The organism is Stenotrophomonas sp. RIT-551, from assembly GCF_026241915.1.
Classification (GTDB): domain Bacteria; phylum Pseudomonadota; class Gammaproteobacteria; order Xanthomonadales; family Xanthomonadaceae; genus Stenotrophomonas; species Stenotrophomonas bentonitica_A.
Window position 1 is genome coordinate 1 of sequence record NZ_JAPJIU010000015.1, and the last position, 19,688, is coordinate 19,688.

Here is a 19,688-nt window from a genome sequence, read left to right on the forward strand (position 1 = left end):
TGGCCGCACGTCCTGATGGCAACGATGAAGAAAACCGCCGCACGCACCGCACGCATGCCCAAGGCCGACGTGATCGAAATGTTCACGCGCCTGCGCGAACTCAACCCGCACCCAAAGACCGAACTGGAGTACAGCACACCGTTCGAACTGCTGGTGGCGGTGACGCTGTCCGCGCAGGCCACCGACGTGGGCGTCAACAAAGCCACGCGCAAGCTGTTTCCGGTCGCCAACACGCCGCGGGCGATCCTGGCGCTCGGTGAGGACGGCCTGAAGAAGTACATCGCCACGATCGGCCTGTACAACGCGAAAGCCAAGAACGTGATCGCCGCCTGCGCGATGCTGGTCAGCCAGCACGGCGGCGAGGTGCCGCGTGATCGTGCCGCACTCGAAGCGCTGCCCGGTGTCGGTCGCAAGACCGCCAACGTGGTGCTCAACACCGCCTTCGGTGAGCCGGTGATGGCGGTGGACACCCACATCTTCCGCGTGTCCAACCGCACCGGCCTGGCACCGGGCAAGGATGTGCGCGCGGTGGAGGATCTGCTGGTCAAGGTGATCCCCGCCGAGTTCCTGCTCGATGCGCACCACTGGCTGATCCTGCACGGCCGCTATGTGTGCAAGGCACGCAAGCCGGATTGCCCGCAATGCGTGATCCGCGACCTGTGCCGGTTCAAGGAAAAAACCGCCGCCTGAACGGGGCACGCGACTGCCATATGGGCGCAACCCGGCGGTCATCTGCGCCGGGCATCAATAGCAGCCCCTGACGCCGCTTGGGATGCGGGTGATGACGGTTTGTCTGAAACTGTCACATTTACGCAATCTTCACTAATTAGCCTGCGCAGCATCTTCCCACCTGCCTGCAAGGCTCCTTCCATGAAACTGCATCGCCAACTTCTTACTGCGGCCGTGGCGGCTGCGCTGTTCGTTCCGGCCGCTCACGCTGAAGTGGCCATCGATGTGATCGGCGGTTCGGAAATCACGTTCGAGGGCCTGGTCCAGGCCGACGGCAACTGGTTCGACAACGATGTGACCGACCTCAACGGCGGTGATGCCGGCAACGGCAAGAACAGCGAATTCGAGCTGCGCCGCGCCGAGCTGGTGCTCAAGGGCAAGGGCCCGGGCAACGTGGAATGGGTGGTGGGCTACGACGCCAAGGCCGACAAGTTCCTGGACACCAACCTGAAGTACAAGCTGGCCGGCAACGCCAACCACTTCGTACAGTTCGGCCAGTTCAAGCAACCCAACAGCCTGGAAGAACTCTCCAGCACCAAGAACAACGACTTCATCTCCAAGGCCGCGGTCACCAACACCTACGCCGTGGCCCGCCGCCTGGGTGGCGCCTACAGCATTGGTGACAACAACTGGTCCGTCACCGCCAGCGCCTTCGGCCGCGAGCTGACCCGCAACCTGGCCCACGGCAGCGGCTACGGCGCGCGTGGTACCTGGGCCCCGATCAACGAGAAGGGCCAGGTCCTGCACTTCGGCCTGAGCTATGTGGACTACGACACCGACGCCGACACCCTGCGCGTGCGCGCCCGTCCGAACGCCGACCTGGCCACCGCGCGCCTGGTCGACAGCGGCAACCTGGTCGATACCGACCGCGTCAGCACGATCGGTGCCGAAGCGATGTACATCGGTGGCCCGTTCAAGGCCCAGGCCGAGTACTACACCAGCAAGGCCAAGCGTTACTCGCACGACAACTACAGCAGCGACGGCTACTACGTCAGCGGCCTGTGGAACATCAGCGGCGAGACCTGGGGCTACAAGGGCGGTACCCCGACCACCGGCCTGCCGGACGAACCGGGCCGCGGCATGTGGCAGCTGGGTGCGCGTTACGACCACATGGATCTCAACGACGGCAACCTGAACGCGAATCCGGTGGCCGGCCGCCCGCCGATCGTCGATGGCGTGCTCGGCGGCAAGATGGACATCTGGACCGTGGGCGTGAACTACTACTGGCGCTCCAACACCAAGTTCGCGCTGAACTACGTGATGGTGGACAGCAAGAAGTACAGTTCCACCGCCCGTACGTTCGTCAACGACGATCCGAACATCCTCGAAGCGCGCCTGCAGTTCTTCTGGTAAGCCCTGCAGTACGCGTGTGACACAAAGGCGCAGCTTCGGCTGCGCCTTTTTCTTGTGCCCGGCCCCAGCGCCCGACCCGCAAGGGTTGTTACGAAACCGCCGACGGCGCTTACGGCGTCGTTGCGGCCTGTCGGCGTGATACACCACGCTGGATCAGCATGCTGAGGCTGATCAGGCCAATGCCAAGCAGCTCACGCCCGCCCAAGCGCTCGGAAAAGAACGCAGCCGCGAAAGCTGCGCCCAGAATTGGTACGAACAAGGTAAACCAGGAGGCACGCAACGCCCCGAGCCCGCGGATAGCGTAGTACCACAGCCAGAACACCAGCGCTCCATTAAGCAGCCCCGCATACAGGATACCCACCGCGTCGAACTGCGACGGCATCCGCAAGGGTTGATCGAACGCAACGATCGCGACCAGTACCATCGGCAGGCTGGTCATGAAGGCAATCAGCATCTGCACAGTGACCGCCGTAAAAGGCTGCAGGGCCGTGCCAACCTTGCCCGACAACGTCGTGCCCACCGCCCACAGCACCGCATTGCACAGCACCAGCACGGCCCCTGCGCCCAAACTGGCATCTCCGCTGTAGACCCCTACACCGGCAAGGGCAGCGGCGGGCGCCGCCAGTGTCAGCCAGGACCACGACCGGCGGGTGCCGGCTTGGATCAGGCTGGCAAACGCAGGCATCGTATACATCATCGCCAACACGCTGGAGGCGGGAAAGTATGCCAGCGCGAGCATGTTGAGCGACGCTACCACGCTGCCGGTCAACGTTACCGCCCACAACAGGTACCGACGATCCCGCGGTGGCAGGATCCACAGATCGACCAGGCTGCGGCGCACGAATGGCAGCAGCGGCAACATCGCGATCGCCATGCTGTAGCACCGGAACAACCAAGGACCAAGGTGATGGATGGCTTCCTTGGCGAACGAGAAGCTGGTGCTCCAGATGACGATGACGATCAGGGCAGCGCCCAGGCTACGGCGGTCGATTGGTGCGCCTTTCATTCAACAGTGGCGTCGTAGCGGGCAATCGCTGCCATGCGGGCGCATGGTGGGGTCGCTGACACCATGGAGACAAAGTGCGGCGTAGAGCGCTCACTGGTATCGAACACCAGCGTCTGGAACGCAACCGGCACCAGGCACGCTCTTACCGCGCTCCCACCTTCGTCCAAGATGACAGTGAGCCCACCGTGATTGGGGTCCCAGAAACGTGTCAAGTTCACTGCGACGCCAAAGCTCTGCCCCGGGTCGCGGTGGGTGTAGATAAAGTGCCCTTTCCTGAATCGACTGACATAGCACTGCACGATCCTGCTCGGCTTACGGGCGGTGACATGCAGGAGCAGCTCCGACATCGCCGGCGAATTCAACAAGCCTTTCATACATTGAAGTTCGAGAATTGTGGCATTGGCAGGCGTATCGTTCAGCCTCTCGAAGGAGAATGAAAACCTGCCTGCCCTCAAATCATCCTCTGCCAAACGCTGATGGCCGGCCAGCTCACTGAAGCGGTCAAGCGGGTACTCAAACTCTCCCTCATGATTCTTGACGATATGTGACCACGCGTGTTCTGGAACCAGCTCGAGGCCGCTAGCAGCCACCTGCACTTCTGGGAGGTGCGTCGCCAGATTGAAGTGCGCGAACCCGTCGCGCACAAAAGCAGCACGAATTTCATCAAGCGTACTCAAAGACAATTTCCTCTCTGACTTCATAAGACTGCAGCGATAGGTGGAACCGGCGCCCGATTAATCTGCAGCCATCGTGGCGAGTGATCAGTTTCACTATTTGATCAGCCGCCAATCCAGCCATCACTGCCAGTGAAGGAGAGCTTTGCCATGCGTTTACAAGCCGATTTCCATTGCGGAAATCATTTCGCATTCGTGCTTCCTGAAAGGAGCGGACAAGGGGATCCGCGCTGTAGAACGTCCCCTTCGCCGCTTCGCGGATCGACTCATATGAGGCATGTCGCCCATCGTTTGGAAATATGGGGCCAACTGATATATCTAGCGGATCTCCCCCCAGTTCTATGACAGCAATATTGCGTTCATGGGCAATCTTGTGCACCTCGCGGTCCACTGTCCTTTTTCGGTAGTAGCCCAAGCTCGCCCAAGCGAGCACAACCAGATCGACATCCTCAAGAAGCTGCCCAAGCCGGCCTGTGTCCTCGCTTGCAAACTCTGCCAGCGGCTCCACGCATACATTTGGATTGTGCCGCGCCAAACTATCGGCGGCCGCAGCCACCTTCTTTCGACCAACGTGGGAAGACTCGTACAGAACCTGCCGGTTCAGATTCGATACCTCCACGTCGTCGCCATCGACGATGCGTAGCGAGCCAACTCCCAACCTTGCGAGATTCAGACAACACCACGTGCCCCACCCGCCCATCCCCAGCACAAGGACGCGCGCGCTCTTCAAGCGCTCTTGATAAATGGATCCGTGCGCAACCCGTTCCTCGTCAATGAGGGAAAACTGAAGAATTTGCCGGTCGTATCGCTCCATCTCCTCCACGCTGAGCGAACTGGAGACTCTTCCTCCCTCCTCCAGCAGACCAAATCCAGCCAGTGCCTCAATGAAGTTTTCTATCTCGGTACCGTCTACCTTCAGACCCTGTGCTGAAGCAGTCTTGATGATTCGTGGCAACGTGTGCTGCCCGTCCAGCAACGAGAGCACGCCGCTTGCCCATTCCGGCGGCTGGCGAAGAATCTTTGCTCTCCGCGGGATTTCTCCGATGCATATATCTCCGTCATCCGAGACGATTACATGATGAGATCGCTTCAACAGCGGCTTGGTGTAACGCATCGCATACCTCACTTAGCTTTGAAGGAGGCGGGCTTACGCCCGCCTCCCTTTGGCCCTCACGCAAGATCAATACGCTCGCCATCACGGTACATCGCGTCTTCTTCACTGATCGCTGAGATGCGTTCTTCCAGATCCACAAATACAAGATTGGACATGTTCAACCCCTCCGCTTCGTCATGCGCCACCATTGGCGCCATATGAAACTACGCCTCCTTGCCACAACTTTTAGCGCTGTCGGTCAAGGATCTGAACGCTCGCCAGGGGTATACGGGAAGCGTCCGCGGCCCTGCGGGAGCGCCCCGTGACACATGTCACAACCCAGTCATATGACAGACGCTGCGCTGTCATCGAACCGTTATGGAATGAGCACCGGGCGGGACACCCCGCACCTTCATCCATCCCAGGAGCCACCCCGTGATCCACGCCTTCAAATCGCGCGCCGCTATTGCCGTCCTCGCCGCGTCGTCCGTGTTCGCCGCCAACGCCGCCGATGTGACCGGCGCGGGCGCCTCGTTCATCTACCCGGTCATGTCCAAGTGGTCGGCCGACTACAGCACCGCGACCGGCAAGAAGGTCAACTACCAGTCCATCGGTTCCGGTGGTGGTATCGCCCAGATCAAGGCCGCGACCGTTGATTTCGGCTCCTCCGATGCCCCGCTGAAGCCCGAAGAACTGGCGGCGGCCGGCCTGGCCCAGTTCCCGTCGGTGATCGGCGGCGTGGTCCCGGTGATCAACGTGGCCGGCATCGCCCCCGGCGCGCTGAAGCTGGACGGCCCGACCCTGGGCAACATCTTCCTGGGCAAGATCAAGACCTGGAACGACCCGGCGATCGCCGCGCTGAACCCGGGCGTCAAGCTGCCGGACGGCAAGATCACCGTCGTGCACCGCTCGGACGGTTCGGGCACCACCTTCAACTTCGTCAACTACCTCTCCAAGGTCAACCCGGAGTGGAAGACCAAGGTCGGTGAAGGCACCTCGGTCCAGTGGCCGGTCGGCATCGGTGGCAAGGGCAACGAAGGTGTTGCCGCCTATGTGAAGCAGATCAAGGGCGGCATCGGCTACGTCGAACTGTCCTACGCGCTGCAGAACAAGATGTCCTATGCCGCGATGAAGAACGCCTCGGGCAAGATCGTGCTGCCGAGCGACACCTCCTTCGCCGCCGCTGCCGCCAGCGCCGACTGGGCCAGTTCGAAGGATTTCTACCTGGTCATGACCAACGCCCCGGGCGCCGATGCGTGGCCGATCACCGCCACCAACTTCATCCTGGTCCGCAAGCAGCCCAAGAACGTCGCCAACGCCAAGGCCACCCAGGAATTCTTCCGCTGGATCTACAAGAGCGGGGATGCGCAGGCCAAGCAGCTCGACTACGTTCCGCTGCCGGACACCCTGGTCAAGCAGATCGAGACCTACTGGTCGCAGAACCTGAAGTATTGAGCAAGCCACCACCAACGGTGGTGACCTACCGGTAGGCGCCGACCGTTGGTCGGTACGCGTCGCCCCGACGCAACTACTGGACAGTGCAATGGCGCCGGAGGGACCTCTCTCCCCCTTCCGGCGCCATCGGGCGCGGGCCGCAAGGTTCCGCGCCTTTTTGTTGCCTGCCCCCGACGGGGCGGCCCTTGTGGGACAAGGCTTTGCGTGCGCCAGGTCACGGCGTCATCAAGCTGTAACAAAAACATCATTTCATAGTCGCGTCGCCGGAAAGACCGGCCCTTATCCCGCTATGGAGTGACGCATGAAACTGCACACGGCCAGCATTGCCGCCCTTTCCCTGGCCATCGCGCTGGGTCTTTCCGCCTGCAAGCCGGGCGCTGAAGGCCAGGCCGCCGCGCCGGCCACCGATGCGCCCGCTGCCGCTCCGGCCGCTGGCGATCGCCTGACCGCCGAGATCTCCGGCGCCGGTGCATCCTTCATCTTCCCGCTGGTGTCCAAGTGGTCGGCCGACTACAACGCCGCTACCGGCGCCAAGATCAACTACCAGTCGATCGGTTCGGGTGGTGGCATCGCCCAGATCAAGGCCGGCACCGTTGATTTCGGTTCTTCCGACAAGCCGCTCAGCAGCGAAGAGCTGGCCCAGGCCGGCCTCGGCCAGTTCCCGTCGGCCATCGGTGGCGTGGTCCCGGTGGTGAACATCGACGGCCTGGAAGCCGGCAAGCTGCGCCTGAGCGGCGCCCTGCTGGCCGATATCTTCCTGGGCAAGGTCAAGACCTGGAACGACCCGGCCATCGTCGCCGCCAACCCGGGCGTGAAGCTGCCCGACGGCAAGATCACCCTGGTCCACCGTTCGGACGGCTCGGGCACCACCTTCAACTTCTCCAACTACCTCTCCAAGGTCAGCCCGGACTGGAAGAGCAAGGTCGGCGAAGGCACCTCGGTGCAGTGGCCGGACGGCGTGGGTGGCAAGGGCAATGAAGGCGTGGCCTCGTACGTGAAGCAGATCAAGGGCTCGATCGGCTACGTCGAACTGGCCTACGCGCTGCAGAACGGCATGCCGTACGCCTCGATGCAGAACGCCGCCGGCAACTGGGTGCAGCCGAGCGCGGAAACCTTCGCCGCGGCCGCCGCCAGCGCCGACTGGGCCAGCGCCAAGGACTTCAACCTGGTCATCACCAATGCCCCGGGCGACCAGGCATGGCCGATCACCGCCACCAACTTCATGCTGATGCACAAGCAGCCCAAGGATGCCCAGCGCAGCAAGGACACCCTGGCGTTCTTCAAGTGGGCCTTCGAGAAGGGCCAGGCCCAGGCCAATGAACTGCACTACGTGCCGCTGCCGGCCGAGCTGGTCACCCAGATCGAGGCGTACTGGACGGCCGAGTTCAAGTGAAACAGCCAGGCCCGCGCGCGTCGCGGGCCTGAGCGGTCGTAGTGCCGGGCACTGCCCGGCAGCACCACGCTGCACATGTGTTGCCGGGCATGGCCCGGCACTACCCCTCTTCTTACGGCCCCCGCCTTTTCCCATGAATGCCATCGCCCAGCCTGTTCCCGCACCGTCCCTCCGCGACCTGCGTGATGCCCGCAACGACACACTGTTCCGCTGGGTACTGATCGCCACCGTCATCCTGGTGCTGGTCGCCCTGGCCTGCGCCGCGCTCTCCATGCTGTGGGGCGGCCGCCATGCCCTGCAGGAGCAGGGCCTGAGCTTCTTCTACTCGTCCGAATGGAATCCGGTCGAGAATAAATTCGGTGCGCTCGCACCGATCTACGGCACCCTCGTCACCGCCCTGATCGCGATGGTCATCGCCGTCCCGGTGAGCTTTGGTATCGCCTTCTTCCTGACCGAGGTCGCCCCGCGCTGGCTGCGTGGCCCGGTCGGTACCGCCATCGAACTGCTGGCCGGTATCCCCTCGATCATCTACGGCATGTGGGGCCTGTTCGTGCTGGTGCCGGTGATGACCGAATACGTCACCCCGTTCCTCAACGACCACCTCGGCACGATGCCGATCATCGGCCCGCTGTTCCAGGGCCCGCCGCTGGGCATCGGCGTGCTCACCGCCGGCTTCGTGCTGGCGATCATGGTGATCCCCTTCATCTCCTCGGTGATGCGCGAAGTGTTCCTCACCGTGCCGACCCGCCTGAAGGAATCGGCCTACGCGCTGGGCTCCACCAAGTGGGAAGTGAGCTGGGACATCGTGCTGCCCTACACCCGCTCGGCGGTGATCGGCGGCATCTTCCTCGGCCTCGGCCGCGCCCTGGGTGAAACCATGGCGGTGGCCTTCGTGATCGGCAACAGCGTGCGCCTGTCGCCGTCGCTGCTGGAACCGGGCACCACGATTGCCGCGCTGATCGCCAACGATTTCGGCGAAGCCACTGAAACCTACCGCTCGGCGCTGCTGCTGCTCGGCTTCGTGCTGTTCATCGTGACCTTCGTGGTGCTGGCGATCGCCCGCCTGATGCTGATGCGCCTGGCCCGCAAGGAGGGCAACTGATGTCCACCGCCAACGCCCAACCGCTGTACCTGCGCCGCCGCATCGTCAACGTGGTCGCGCTGCTGATGTCCTGCCTGACCGCGCTGTTCGGCCTGTTCTTCCTCGGCTGGATCCTGTGGACGCTGGCCTCCAAGGGCCTGGCCGGGATCAACCTGGACCTGTTCACCAAGATGACACCGCCGCCGATGCAGGAAGGCGGCCTGGCCAATGCGTTCTTCGGCAGTGCCGTGATGTGCGGCCTGGCGATCGCGATCGGCACCCCGCTGGGCGTGCTCGCGGGCACCTGGCTGGCCGAGTACGGCAACTTCCGCAAGGCCGGCACGGTGGTCCGTTTCGTCAACGACATCCTGCTCTCGGCGCCGTCGATCGTGCTGGGCCTGTTCGTCTATACCCTGTATGTGATGCAGACCGGTGGCCAGTTCTCGGCCTTCGCCGGTGCGCTCTCGCTGGCCTTCATCGTGCTGCCGGTGGTGGTGCGTACCACCGATGAAATGCTGCGCCTGGTGCCCTCGCAGATGCGCGAAGCAGCGCTGTCGCTGGGTATCCCGCAGTGGAAGGTGACCGTGCAGGTGCTGTACCGCAGCGCCGCCGCCGGCATCGTGACCGGCATCCTGCTGGCGCTGGCCCGCATCTCCGGTGAAACCGCGCCGCTGCTGTTCACCGCCTTCGGCAACCAGTACTGGAACAGCAACGTGTTCCAGCCGATGGCCTCGGTGCCGGTGGTGATGAACCAGTTCGCCGGCAGCCCGTATGAATCCTGGCAGGTGCTGGCCTGGGCCGGCGCGCTGGTGCTGACTGTGTTCGTGCTGCTGGTCAGCCTTTCCGCGCGCGGCATCCTGCTGCGCAACCGTATCTCCCATGACTGACCTTTCCACGGACATCGCCATGAACGATCTCTCCAACGCCGTGCCGATGCAGCGCATCGTGGTCCCGGCCTCGCATGAAAACCTGCAGACCCCGGCGCCGATCAAGCTGGCCGCGCGCGGTCTGGATTTCTACTACGACAAGTTCCATGCGCTGAAGGGCATCGACCTGGAGATTCCGGAAAAGCGCGTCACCGCGCTGATCGGTCCCTCCGGTTGCGGCAAGTCCACCCTGCTGCGCATCTTCAACCGCATCTACGCGCTGTACCCCAAGCTGGAAGCGCGTGGTGAAGTGCTGCTGGATGGCGAGAACATCCTCTCGCCGAAGTACCCGATGAACCGCCTGCGCAGCAAGGTCGGCATGGTGTTCCAGAAGCCGGTGCCGTTCCCGATGACCATCTTCGAGAACGTGGCCTACGGCATCCGCCACCACGAGAAGCTCTCCAAGTCCGAGATGACCGACCGCGTCGAACAGGCCCTGCGCCAGGGCGCGCTGTGGGACGAGGTGAAGGACAAGCTCAACCAGAGCGCGCTGGGCCTGTCCGGTGGACAGCAGCAGCGCCTGTGCATCGCCCGCGCCGTGGCCCTGCGCCCGGACGTGCTGCTGCTCGACGAGCCGACCTCGGCGCTGGACCCGATTTCCACCAGCCGCATCGAGCAGCTGGTGGAAGAGCTCAAGCACGACTACACGATCGTCATCGTGACCCACAACATGCAGCAGGCCGCGCGCGTATCCGACTACACCGCCTTCATGTACCTGGGCGACCTGATCGAACACGACCGCACCGAAGTGATCTTCTCGCAGCCCAACAAGCAGCAGACCGAGGATTACATCACCGGTCGTTTCGGTTGATCGGTGCTGTTCCCTCACCAACTGTCCCAGCCAGGCATGGCCTGGCGCTACCCGGATTGCAGACCATGAATCTTCCCAACGACCACATCGTCAAGAGCTACGACGAAGAACAGCAGCGCCTGGTGGCCGAGATCGTGCGCATGGGCGAGATGGCCGTCGCCCAGCTGGAGGCGTCCATGGACGTCATCGAGAAGCGCGATGAGAACGCGGCCCAGCGCATCATCGCCAACGATGAAGCGATCGACGCGCTCGAGCAGCACATCAGCCACGACGTCATGCGCCTGGCGCTGCGCGGCCCGATGGCGCGCGACCTGCGCGAGATCCTGGCCGGCCTGCGCATTCCGGCCGACATCGAACGCATCGGCGATTACGCCGCCAACGTGGCCAAGCGCTCGATCGCCCTGAGCAAGGTGCCGCCGCTGCCGCAGATCCAGGGCCTGCGTGCGCTGGGCCGGCTGGCCGCCCAGCAGGTGCGCCGCGCGATCGAAGCCTACCGTGACAACGACGCCGCCGCGGCGCTGGAACTGCGCGACGACGATGCCCGCCTGGACGCGCAGTACACCGCGCTGTTCCGCGAGCTGCTGACGTACATGATGGAGGACCCGCGCAACATCACCCCGTGCACCCACCTGCTGTTCATGGCCAAGAACCTGGAGCGCGTGGGCGACCATGCCACCAACATCGCCGAGAACGTGTGGTTCCTGGTGCATGGCGAGCAGGGCCTGCCACCGCGCGAGAAGCGCGACGAGACCAGCAGTACCGATCACGTCTGAGCGAGCGCTTCAAAAAAGCAAAGCAAAAGCCGCTGCCTTCGGGTGGCGGTTTTTTTGTGGCCAGAGCGTCCGGACGCTCCGGGAATGAGGCGCTGCACTTCACGAAACGTTGAATCCTGTGTGAGGATTCGATGAGCCGGGCTGGTCGAGCATGGCCGCACCTGCTGCCCCCACGCCGCCATCCCGGGCCCCGGCCCCTTGCAAGGAGATCCACCCGATGAGCACACCCACCCGCTCGCAGTCCCTGTTGGCAGCGGCTGCGCTGGCCGCCGGCCTGGGCGTGGCCGCCTCGGCGTCCGCGTTGAGCATGACCGACCTGGCCCAGGGCTACCTGGTGGCTGGCCAAGCGGCGACCAAGGCGGCCGAAGGCAAGTGTGGCGAAGGAAAATGTGGTGCGCACGGCGACAAGGCCGGCAGCACGGCGGGCGACAAGGCCGCGACCGCCGGTGCCAAGACCGCCGAAGGCAAGTGCGGGGAAGGCAAGTGCGGTGCCGACAAGGGCAAGGCCGCTGGCGGCAAGGCAACGAGCGCCGGCGACAGCAAGGCGGCGGAAGGCAAGTGCGGCGAAGGCAAGTGCGGTGCCAGGCACTGACGCTCCCGCCACTGGGCTGGACCGGTTGCCGCTGCCTGCGGCGGCGACTGGACTTGGCCTGCGCCGCGCCCTGCTGCAGGACCTGCGCGATGCGCCCGCGGGAGATCTCGACTTCCTCGAATGCGCGCCGGAAAACTGGATCGGCGTCGGTGGGCCGGCCGGCGATGCACTGGCCGAACTGGCAACGCGCTACCCGCTCACCTGCCATGGGCTGTCGCTTTCGCTGGGCAGCACCGCGCCACTGGATACCTCCCTGCTCGACCAGGTGGGACGCTTCCTGGAGCGGCACAAGGTGCCGCTGTACAGCGAACACCTGAGCTACTGCAGCGATGACGGCCACCTCTACGACCTGCTGCCGATTCCCTTCACCGAGGAAGCAGTGCGGCACACCGCAGCGCGTATCGCCCGGGTGCAGGACCTGCTGGGCCGGCGCATCGCGGTGGAGAACGTCTCCTATTACCTCGCCCCGGAGCCGGCCATGGACGAACTGGCCTTCACCACGGCGGTGCTCGCCGAGGCCGATTGCGACCTGCTGCTGGACGTCAACAACGTCTACGTCAACGCCTGCAACCACGGCTACGACGCTGATGCCTTCATCGCCGGGCTGCCGGCTGCGCGTATCGTCTGCCTGCATGTGGCCGGTCACCTCGATGAGGCTCCTGACCTGAAGATCGATACCCACGGCAGCGCGGTGATCGATCCGGTCTGGGCGCTGCTCGGCCGCACCTACGCGCGCATCGGGCCCCGCCCGACCCTGCTGGAACGCGATTTCAACTTCCCCCCGTATGCCGAGCTGCGTGGCGAGCTGCAGACCATCCGCCAGCGGATGGCCGCTCATGCCGGAGGCCGGCATGACTGACGTCCCGGCGCGCCTGCACGCGCAGCAGCGAGCCCTCGCCGCGCACCTGCGCGACCCGGCCCAGGTCCCTGCCCCGCCGGGTCTGGACGCGCGCCGGCTGGGCATCCATGAGCGGCTGGTGTTCAACAACGTGCTCGGGCTGCTGGGCAACGGTTTCCCGGTCTGCGTGCGCCTGCTCGGCGAGGCAGCGTGGGCCGCCCTGGTCCGGCGGTATCTCGCAGTACACCGTGCGCAGACCCCGTTGTTCACCGAACTGGCCGCCGAGTTCGTGCAGTGGTTGCAGGGCCAGGCCACGCTGCCGCATCCGGCGCTGGCCGAACTGGCGCACTACGAGTGGGTGGAAACGGCTCTCTACCAGTTGGACGCGTCCCCGCTGCCGCCCGCGCCCGGCCTGGACCCGATGCGCGCGGCGCTGCAGCGCTCACCGCTGGCCTGGCCGCTGCGCTATCGCTGGCCCGTGCACCGGCTCGGCACCGATGACGCGCCGACGCGGCCCGACCCCGAGCCGACCGCGTTGCTGGTCCGCCGCGACCCGGATGGGCAGGTCCGCTTCGCCGCGGTCAGCCCGATGGCCGCGCAGCTGCTGGAGCTGATCGGTCAGCATCCCGGCAGCACCGGCACCACGTATCTGCAGCAGCTTGCGCAGGCACACGGCATGGCTGCCGATGCCCTGCTGCTGCCAGGCGCCGCCCTGCTGCGGCAATGTCACGACAGCGGGGTAATCGGACCGGCCCCCGACGCTGGCCGCCGCAGCGCCTGAGCGCGGGGGGGCATACAGGTCGCTCTGCTAAACTGGGGCGATGACTGACGACCTCCCCCGCTCCGACGCGCCGGCTGCTGCCGACGCACTGCCCGCTGCCGCCCAGCGCTTGATGGCGACCCGCTTCCGCGGCTTCCTGCCGGTGGCGGTGGACGTGGAAACCGGTGGATTCGACTCGGATCGCCACGCCCTGCTGGAGATCGCCGCGGTGCCGATCGAGATGGACGAGACCGGCCTGCTCTACCCCGGCCAGACCGCCAGCGCCCATGTGGTGCCCGCCGAAGGCCTGGAGATCGATCCCAAGTCGCTGGAGATCACCGGCATCATCCTGGACCACCCCTTCCGGCTGGCCAAGGTCGAGCGCGACGCGCTGGACCACATCTTCGCCCCGATCCGGGTGGCGATGAAGAAGTACGGCTGCCAGCGCGCGATCCTGGTCGGGCACAACGCCCACTTCGACCTGGGCTTCGTCAATGCGGCGGTCAACCGGACCGGCCACAAGCGCAACCCGTTCCACCCCTTCAGCGTGTTCGACACCGTCACCCTCGGCGGTATCGCCTATGGCCAGACCGTGCTGGCCCGCGCGGCCACCGCAGCCGGGCTGGGCTGGGATGCCGATGAGGCGCACAGCGCGGTGTATGACACCGAGCAGACCGCCAAGCTGTTCTGCAAGGTTGCCAACAGCTGGCCGCGCCCCTGAGCGGCATCAACCGATAGCGGTTCTGTCGCGCCCTTCGCTCTTGGCCCGGTACAGCGCGCGGTCGGCGCGCTGGTAGAGCAGCATCGGCGTGCGGTCGGCGGCATCCAGTTCGACCAGGCCGGCGCTGAAGGTGACCGTCAGCCCCGGGATGCCTGCCCAGTCGGGGTGGTCATGGAACAACCCGCGCAGGCGCGCGCAGACCTGGGCGGCTTCGTCCAGGCGGGTGTCATTGAGCAGCAACGCGAATTCTTCGCCGCCGGTACGCGCCGGCATGTCCGAATCACGGCAGGCCGAGGCCAGCAGCCGTGCCACTTCCACCAGCACCACATCGCCCACCGAATGGCTGTGCCGGTCGTTCACTTCCTTGAAGTGGTCGATGTCCAGCACCACCAGGCACAGAGGGTGGTGGCTGCGCTGCGAGCGCGCGAAATCACGCGCCAGCGCTTCATCGAACGCGCGCCGGTTCGGCAGCCCGGTCAGGGCGTCTTCGCGGGCCTGCCGCTCGAAGGCCTCGGCCTGCACTGCCAGCCGGTCAGCCAGTTCGGTCTTCTCCAGATTCAGCGCCTGCAGGTTCACCGTCTGCGTCTGCAGATCCAGCGTCGCTTCCTTCACCATCCGTGCCAGCCGTACATTGCTGGCCTTGTAACGGTTGATCAGATACCGGTACAACGCGATCAGCCCGGCCAGCAACATCAGCGCGGCGACCAGCTGCACACTGCGGCGTTGCCACAGGAACGGTTCCACCGTGAATTCCCACACCGCTTCACTGTCGCTCCAGGCACCGCCCGGATGCGCAGCGGACACGTGCAGCGTGTAGTCGCCCGGCGGCAGGCCGATGAACTCCACGCTGCGTTGCTGGCCGCGCTCGATCCAGCCTTTGTCCAGGCCATCCAGGCGGGTGCGGTAGCGGATACGCTCGGAAAGCAGATAGCTCAGCCCGACGTAACTCACGCTCAAGCGGCGCCCGCCGGGAATCGAATTATGGTCGCTGCCCTGCCAATGCAGCGGCGCCCCATCGACCTGCACGCTCTCGATCACCGCCGGCGGCGCCAGGCGCTCGCGGAAGCGCTGCAGCCGCAGCGGGTCGACCGTGCTCAGGCCACCAGCGGTCACCACCCAGAACGTGCCGTCCTGACGCAGGATCGCCGATGGCCCGGAGCTGCCGTTGGCCTGTGAATTGGCCATGCCGTCGATCTCGTTGTAATGCTCGACCTCCACCCGCGCGGCGCGCCCGTCAGCGACGGCATTGAGCATCGCCATGTCGGTGCGCAGCACGCCGCGGTTGCTGCTGATCCAGACATTGCCGACCCGGTCGGGCACCAGCTGGAACACCGTATCCACCGGCATGCCCTGCTCCAGGCCGACCCGCGCCAGCGTGCCTTGCTGGTAGCGGTACAGGCCGCGGTCGGTGCTGATCCACATCGCATCGCCGATCTGCTGGAAGCCGAACACGCTGCGCCCGCCGCCCAGGCGCTGCAGGTCGATGGCCTGCACCCGGTCGCCGCGCAGCACCCGGATGCCCTCGATGGTGCCGATCCACAGCCCGCCCTCAGCATCGTGCGCCAGCGCGGTGATCAGCCCGGTCGGCATGCCGGGAATCGCCGGCTGCCCGACCTGGCCGGCCTCGATGCGGATCACGCCTTTCTGGGTCCCGGCCCAGACCACCCCGTCGCGGTCGATGCTGATCGCGCGGATGTTGCCGCCTGGCAGCCCTTCGGCGTTGCCGTAGACGTGCAGGCGCTGGCCCTGTTCGTTGATCTGGAAGATGCCGTCGCCGAACGTGCCCACCCACAACCTGCCCTCACGATCCTGCGCCAGGCTCAGCACCGAGGGGCTCTTGCCAACGTTGTTGCGCAGCGGCACCGGGCTGAAGCGCCCCTGCGCGTCGCGCCGGTCCAGGCCGCTGGCGCTGCCGATCCATAGCTGGCGCAGGCGATCCTCGAACACCGTGCGCACGTAGTCGCCGCTGAGCCCGTCGCGCTCGGTGAAGCTGCTGAACAAGGTTTCGCGCAAGCGGTACAGGCCGCCATTGGCGCCCACCCAGATGCTGCCCTCGGCGTCTTCGCGCAGGCTGACCACGCGCCCCCCGGGCAGCGACAGCCCGGTCGGCAACCGCTCCAGCCCGTGCCGCGACAAGCGCAGCAGGCCCTGGTTCTCGGTTCCCAGCCACAGGTCGCCGTGGCGGTCCTGCAGCATCGCAGTGATGTGGGTCACCCCCGGCAGGCGGTGCTGCAGCAGCGGCGCGCCATCCTGCATGCGGTAGATGCGCTCACCGGCCACCACCCACATCACCCCATCGGGCGCGCGGTACGGCCATACCAGGCCGCGCCCCAGTCCCCAGCTGTCCGGCGCGCGGCGCTGCACGCCATCGGTGTCGCGCACGACCAGGCCGTCCAGCGTGCCGACCCAGACCCGGTCCTGCGCATCCACCACCAGCTTGGTGAAACTCATCGCCATCGGCACGTCGGCCGGCGGCGTCTGATAGTCGAACGTGCCGTCCGGGCCCAGGCTGCCGATGCCCTTGCCTTCGTACAGCAGCCACAGCCGCCCATGGCTGTCCATCTGCATCGCCTGGATCAGCACCTGCGGGGTATCGGGGCGATGCTCCCAGACCTGCCAACGGCCGTCCGCGCCGCGCCGGGTCACATTGCCGCGCGAATCACTGATCCACAGCCCGCCACTACGGTCCACCAGCAGCGCGCCGACGCCGTTGTCGCGCAGGCCCGGCGTGGTGCTGCGGTCGAATACCGTGAAATCCAGCCCGTTGTAGCGGACCAGGCCTTCCCAGGTGGCGAACCACAGATGCCCTTCCGGGGTCTGGGCGATGTCGCGCAGCGAGTTGTGCGGCAGCCCGTTGCGCGAGGTCCAGACATCGATCGCATAGTCACGCAGCGGCGGCGGGCCATCCTGGGCCGAGAGCGGCCACGGGACCGCGCACAGCAGCATCAGCCACAGCGCAGCCGCCTGCAGGGTCGGCATGCCCGGAAACTTCAGTTGTGCCGGCCGCCACCGGTGCCTGCCCCCCCGATCGCTCATCCGTATGGATCAGCCTTGGGCAGGCGCCGTGCGCATGGGGGGAACGGCCGTGCACCAGCGCGGGGGCTGGCAGAGTCGTACGCTCTCATGGGGGAGACGCTGGAAAGAGATGCCCATAGTAGGCAAATCCTTTCGTTTTGGGGGAGCCGGCGTCAGCCGCCGCGGGATCCGGCCGGGGCCCGCGCCGGCGAGCTCCAGCGCACGATGGCCTCCAGCCCGCCCTGCGGATGGTTGCGCAGGTGCAGGCTTGCCCCATCCTTCTCGGCCAGTGCGCGGGCGATGGTCAGCCCCAACCCGGCCCCGCCAGTCTGGCGCGAACGCGAGGTTTCCAACCGCACGAACGGGTCGAACACGGCTTCCAGTTCGTCCTCGGCCAGGCCCGGGCCGCTGTCCCGGATGCGGACCTCGACGTCCTGCCCGACCTGCTTCACCCGCACCCGGGCCGTCTGGCCGTACATCACCGCGTTGTCGACCAGGTTGGAGAACAGGCGATGCATCGCCAGCGGCCGCAACATCAGCACCGCCCCGCTCGGCTGCTCGAAGCGCACATCCCCACCGGCCTCGGCGGCATCTTCCACGATGCTTTCCAGCAGCGAATCCAGGTCCAGCGCGGCCCGCTGTTCGGCGCTCTCGGCGCTGCGGGCCAGCTCCAGGCCTTCGCGGATCAATGCCTGCATCGCGCCCAGGTCGCCGATCAGGCGCTCACGCAGGGTCTCGTCGGTGACGTTCTCCAGCCGCAGGCGCAGGCGGGTCACCGGGGTCTGCAGGTCGTGGGTGATCGCCGCCAGCATCTGGGTGCGTTCACCGAGGTGGCGCTGCAGGCGTTTCTGCATGGCGTTGAACGCCTCCGCGGCGCGGCGGACCTCGAACGGGCCGGTGACCGGCATCGGCGCGCCCTGCAGGTCATCGCCCAGCGCCGCGGCGGCATCAGCCAAGCGCTGCAGCGGTGCACTGGCCATCCGCGCCACGATGTAGGCAAGGATCGCGATCGCCACCACCAGCAGGGTCAGGAACAGCGGGTCCACGGCAAGCACGCCGTTATGCGCAACCGCCGGGGAATCCAGCGCCAGCCGCAGCGGCGTGCCATCGCTCAGCTGCAGGGTCACCACACGGCACTTGGGCGGAATGAAAGACGGGTCACGCTCACGCGGCGGATGCCGCATCTTTTCCTTGTCGCGCGGCGGCGGCGGCAGCAGTTCCGGCAGCCGGGGCAGGCAGGAGCGGAACGAGGTGAAGGCGACCTGGCTGCTCGCCACCGGCCCGGGCCGGTCATCGAGGATCTCCATCAACGCCGCGTCGGGCCGGCCGATGCGGGCGCCCTCGGGCAGCTGGTGCACGCTTGGCCCGCCACTGGTGAGCAGGCGCTGGCGTAGTTCCGGATCGCCGTCGAGCAGGTTGACGAAGCCCTGCAGGCGATCAGCGATGCGGTTGAGGTTCTGCCGTTCGAATTCCTGCTGGCGCTTGGTGCTGGCCAGCATGGTCGCGCCGATCGCGGCCACGCTCATGCCCAGCAGCAGGATGACGAACAATCGTCCCACCATCGAGGAAAAGAAACGGCGCAGGCGTGTCATTCCAGGGTGACCGCCGCCGCAAGCACATAGCCTTCGTTGCGCACGGTCTTGATCAGGCCATCGCTGCCCCCGTCATCGGCCAGCTTGTTGCGCAGGCGGCTGACCTGCAGGTCGATCGCACGGTCCTGCGACTCGTAGTTGCGGCCGCTGCTCAGCGAGACCAGCTGCTCGCGGGACAGCACCTTGTTGGCATGCCCCACGAAGACCCGCAGCAGGCGGAACTCGGCGCCGGACAGCACCACCACCCGCCCATCGGGATCGACCAGGTGGCGGTGTTCCAGATCGAATATCCAGCTGGAGAAGCGCGCGCGGCGGATCGCCAGCGGCTCCAGGTTGGCCGGCAGCGCCTCGGTGCGACGCAGCACGTTGCGGATGCGGGCAAGCAGTTCGCGCGGCTCGAACGGCTTGGCCAGGTAATCGTCGGCGCCCATCTCCAGGCCCAGCACGCGGTCGATCGGCTCGCTGCGCGCGGTCAACATGATCACCGGCGTGCTCGAGCGCGCACGCAGATCGCGGCACAGGGTCAGGCCGTCTTCGCGCGGCAGGTTGAGGTCGAGCACGATCAGGTCCACGTGCTCGCGCTCCAGCAGCTGGCGCATGCCGTGGCCATCGCCGGCAGTGCTCACCAGGTAACCGGCGCGGCCGAGCTGCTCGGCGAGCAGTTGGCGGATATCGTTGTCGTCATCGACGATCAGCAGTCTATGCATGCTGTTGGCAGTCTCCATGCGGTGATCATCCCCTGTCGGGAGCTGAACCGCATCTCCTGGTTTGCGTACGTCTGTTTCAAAGGGTCATGCAGATACATAACGAAATGTGCTGTGCACCGCAGGGATACATCTTGGTACACGGCGAGCATTGAGCCGGCGGTGAACGATC

19 protein-coding genes are annotated in these 19,688 nt (G+C 65.7%); 12 read left to right on the forward strand and 7 right to left on the reverse strand.

Annotated features, from left to right (window positions below):
- Window positions 1–15: 15 nt before the first annotated feature.
- Together nth and ORK51_RS15215 are read left to right on the forward strand one after the other, a co-directional pair.
- On the forward strand, window positions 16–690 hold the full coding sequence (nth, locus tag ORK51_RS15210) for an endonuclease III (protein ID WP_266085654.1): 675 nt from the start codon (window positions 16–18) through the stop codon (window positions 688–690).
- 180 nt (window positions 691–870) lie between these two features.
- On the forward strand, window positions 871–2,082 hold the full coding sequence (locus ORK51_RS15215) for an OprO/OprP family phosphate-selective porin (protein WP_070426968.1): 1,212 nt from the start codon (window positions 871–873) through the stop codon (window positions 2,080–2,082).
- 109 nt (window positions 2,083–2,191) lie between these two features.
- On the opposite strand, the gene ORK51_RS15220 is transcribed toward ORK51_RS15215, so the two are convergent.
- From ORK51_RS15220 to ORK51_RS15235, 4 genes are read right to left on the reverse strand one after another with little or no spacing between them, the layout of a single operon-like run.
- A complete protein-coding gene (locus ORK51_RS15220; protein WP_266085576.1) occupies window positions 2,192–3,088 on the reverse strand; it encodes a DMT family transporter in 897 nt (298 codons plus the stop codon).
- Window positions 3,085–3,765: a 2OG-Fe(II) oxygenase gene (locus tag ORK51_RS15225; RefSeq protein WP_266085578.1), complete on the reverse strand. Its 681-nt coding sequence runs from the start codon at window positions 3,763–3,765 to the stop codon at window positions 3,085–3,087. The genes ORK51_RS15220 and ORK51_RS15225 overlap by 4 nt, the downstream gene beginning before the upstream one ends.
- On the reverse strand, window positions 3,752–4,876 hold the full coding sequence (locus ORK51_RS15230) for a HesA/MoeB/ThiF family protein (RefSeq protein WP_266085580.1): 1,125 nt from the start codon (window positions 4,874–4,876) through the stop codon (window positions 3,752–3,754). The genes ORK51_RS15225 and ORK51_RS15230 overlap by 14 nt, the downstream gene beginning before the upstream one ends.
- 56 nt (window positions 4,877–4,932) lie before the next feature.
- On the reverse strand, window positions 4,933–5,031 hold the full coding sequence (locus ORK51_RS15235) for a pantocin A family RiPP (protein ID WP_266085582.1): 99 nt from the start codon (window positions 5,029–5,031) through the stop codon (window positions 4,933–4,935).
- Window positions 5,032–5,290: 259 nt separating this feature from the next.
- Between ORK51_RS15235 and pstS (ORK51_RS15240) the strand changes: the two genes are divergently transcribed.
- The 10 genes from pstS (ORK51_RS15240) to rnt all read left to right on the forward strand — a co-directional run bounded on the left by pstS (ORK51_RS15240) (window position 5,291) and on the right by rnt (window position 14,205).
- A complete protein-coding gene (gene pstS, locus ORK51_RS15240) occupies window positions 5,291–6,310 on the forward strand; it encodes a phosphate ABC transporter substrate-binding protein PstS (RefSeq protein ID WP_266085584.1) in 1,020 nt (339 codons plus the stop codon).
- Between the two features lie 301 nt (window positions 6,311–6,611).
- The gene (pstS, locus tag ORK51_RS15245) at window positions 6,612–7,703 is read left to right on the forward strand and encodes a phosphate ABC transporter substrate-binding protein PstS (protein WP_266085586.1); all 1,092 of its coding nucleotides are present in this window, start codon (window positions 6,612–6,614) and stop codon (window positions 7,701–7,703) included.
- 133 nt (window positions 7,704–7,836) lie between these two features.
- Window positions 7,837–8,805 (forward strand): phosphate ABC transporter permease subunit PstC, encoded by a 969-nt coding sequence (pstC, locus tag ORK51_RS15250; protein ID WP_019185892.1) that lies wholly within the window; start codon window positions 7,837–7,839, stop codon window positions 8,803–8,805.
- Window positions 8,805–9,671 (forward strand): phosphate ABC transporter permease PstA, encoded by an 867-nt coding sequence (gene pstA / locus ORK51_RS15255; RefSeq protein WP_019185893.1) that lies wholly within the window; start codon window positions 8,805–8,807, stop codon window positions 9,669–9,671. The genes pstC and pstA overlap by 1 nt, the downstream gene beginning before the upstream one ends.
- Window positions 9,672–9,690: 19 nt before the next feature.
- Window positions 9,691–10,521, forward strand: coding sequence for a phosphate ABC transporter ATP-binding protein PstB (gene pstB / locus ORK51_RS15260; RefSeq protein WP_019185894.1), 831 nt, complete (start codon window positions 9,691–9,693; stop codon window positions 10,519–10,521).
- A gap of 65 nt (window positions 10,522–10,586) precedes the next feature.
- Window positions 10,587–11,294 carry a phosphate signaling complex protein PhoU gene (gene phoU / locus ORK51_RS15265; RefSeq protein ID WP_266085589.1) on the forward strand — a complete coding sequence of 236 codons (708 nt, stop codon included), beginning with the start codon at window positions 10,587–10,589 and terminating at the stop codon, window positions 11,292–11,294.
- Window positions 11,295–11,511: 217 nt separating this feature from the next.
- Window positions 11,512–11,886: an HvfA family oxazolone/thioamide-modified RiPP metallophore gene (locus tag ORK51_RS15270; RefSeq protein WP_266085591.1), complete on the forward strand. Its 375-nt coding sequence runs from the start codon at window positions 11,512–11,514 to the stop codon at window positions 11,884–11,886.
- Window positions 11,873–12,745, forward strand: coding sequence for an HvfB family MNIO-type RiPP peptide maturase (locus ORK51_RS15275; RefSeq protein ID WP_037554046.1), 873 nt, complete (start codon window positions 11,873–11,875; stop codon window positions 12,743–12,745). The genes ORK51_RS15270 and ORK51_RS15275 overlap by 14 nt, the downstream gene beginning before the upstream one ends.
- Window positions 12,738–13,505, forward strand: a complete 768-nt coding sequence (locus ORK51_RS15280; RefSeq protein ID WP_266085594.1) for an HvfC family RiPP maturation protein — start codon at window positions 12,738–12,740, stop codon at window positions 13,503–13,505. The genes ORK51_RS15275 and ORK51_RS15280 overlap by 8 nt, the downstream gene beginning before the upstream one ends.
- A 112-nt stretch (window positions 13,506–13,617) precedes the next feature.
- A complete protein-coding gene (gene rnt / locus ORK51_RS15285) occupies window positions 13,618–14,205 on the forward strand; it encodes a ribonuclease T (RefSeq protein WP_046272216.1) in 588 nt (195 codons plus the stop codon).
- 6 nt (window positions 14,206–14,211) lie between these two features.
- Here the strand turns inward: rnt and ORK51_RS15290 are convergent, their stop codons facing one another.
- The 3 genes from ORK51_RS15290 to ORK51_RS15300 all read right to left on the reverse strand — a co-directional run bounded on the left by ORK51_RS15290 (window position 14,212) and on the right by ORK51_RS15300 (window position 19,537).
- Window positions 14,212–17,184, reverse strand: a complete 2,973-nt coding sequence (locus ORK51_RS15290) for a ligand-binding sensor domain-containing diguanylate cyclase (RefSeq protein WP_266085596.1) — start codon at window positions 17,182–17,184, stop codon at window positions 14,212–14,214.
- Between the two features lie 209 nt (window positions 17,185–17,393).
- Window positions 17,394–18,812 (reverse strand): sensor histidine kinase, encoded by a 1,419-nt coding sequence (locus tag ORK51_RS15295; protein ID WP_266085598.1) that lies wholly within the window; start codon window positions 18,810–18,812, stop codon window positions 17,394–17,396.
- Window positions 18,809–19,537 carry a response regulator gene (locus ORK51_RS15300; protein WP_019185902.1) on the reverse strand — a complete coding sequence of 243 codons (729 nt, stop codon included), beginning with the start codon at window positions 19,535–19,537 and terminating at the stop codon, window positions 18,809–18,811. Before ORK51_RS15300 ends, ORK51_RS15295 begins: the two co-directional genes overlap by 4 nt.
- Window positions 19,538–19,688: the final 151 nt, after the last annotated feature.

What these genes read in the sequence shown, in the direction of transcription:
- nth (WP_266085654.1), top strand. Translation starts at nt 16, where the DNA reads ATGGCAACGATGAAGAAAACCGCCGCACGCACCGCACGCATGCCCAAG.
- ORK51_RS15215 (WP_070426968.1), top strand. Translation starts at nt 871, where the DNA reads ATGAAACTGCATCGCCAACTTCTTACTGCGGCCGTGGCGGCTGCGCTG.
- ORK51_RS15220 (WP_266085576.1), bottom strand. Translation starts at nt 3,088, where the DNA reads ATGAAAGGCGCACCAATCGACCGCCGTAGCCTGGGCGCTGCCCTGATC.
- ORK51_RS15230 (WP_266085580.1), bottom strand. Translation starts at nt 4,876, where the DNA reads ATGCGTTACACCAAGCCGCTGTTGAAGCGATCTCATCATGTAATCGTC.
- ORK51_RS15235 (WP_266085582.1), bottom strand. Translation starts at nt 5,031, where the DNA reads ATGTCCAATCTTGTATTTGTGGATCTGGAAGAACGCATCTCAGCGATC.
- pstS (WP_266085586.1), top strand. Translation starts at nt 6,612, where the DNA reads ATGAAACTGCACACGGCCAGCATTGCCGCCCTTTCCCTGGCCATCGCG.
- pstC (WP_019185892.1), top strand. Translation starts at nt 7,837, where the DNA reads ATGAATGCCATCGCCCAGCCTGTTCCCGCACCGTCCCTCCGCGACCTG.
- pstA (WP_019185893.1), top strand. Translation starts at nt 8,805, where the DNA reads ATGTCCACCGCCAACGCCCAACCGCTGTACCTGCGCCGCCGCATCGTC.
- pstB (WP_019185894.1), top strand. Translation starts at nt 9,691, where the DNA reads ATGAACGATCTCTCCAACGCCGTGCCGATGCAGCGCATCGTGGTCCCG.
- phoU (WP_266085589.1), top strand. Translation starts at nt 10,587, where the DNA reads ATGAATCTTCCCAACGACCACATCGTCAAGAGCTACGACGAAGAACAG.
- ORK51_RS15270 (WP_266085591.1), top strand. Translation starts at nt 11,512, where the DNA reads ATGAGCACACCCACCCGCTCGCAGTCCCTGTTGGCAGCGGCTGCGCTG.
- ORK51_RS15280 (WP_266085594.1), top strand. Translation starts at nt 12,738, where the DNA reads ATGACTGACGTCCCGGCGCGCCTGCACGCGCAGCAGCGAGCCCTCGCC.
- rnt (WP_046272216.1), top strand. Translation starts at nt 13,618, where the DNA reads ATGGCGACCCGCTTCCGCGGCTTCCTGCCGGTGGCGGTGGACGTGGAA.
- ORK51_RS15290 (WP_266085596.1), bottom strand. Translation starts at nt 17,184, where the DNA reads ATGCCGACCCTGCAGGCGGCTGCGCTGTGGCTGATGCTGCTGTGCGCG.
- ORK51_RS15295 (WP_266085598.1), bottom strand. Translation starts at nt 18,812, where the DNA reads ATGACACGCCTGCGCCGTTTCTTTTCCTCGATGGTGGGACGATTGTTC.
- ORK51_RS15300 (WP_019185902.1), bottom strand. Translation starts at nt 19,537, where the DNA reads ATGGAGACTGCCAACAGCATGCATAGACTGCTGATCGTCGATGACGAC.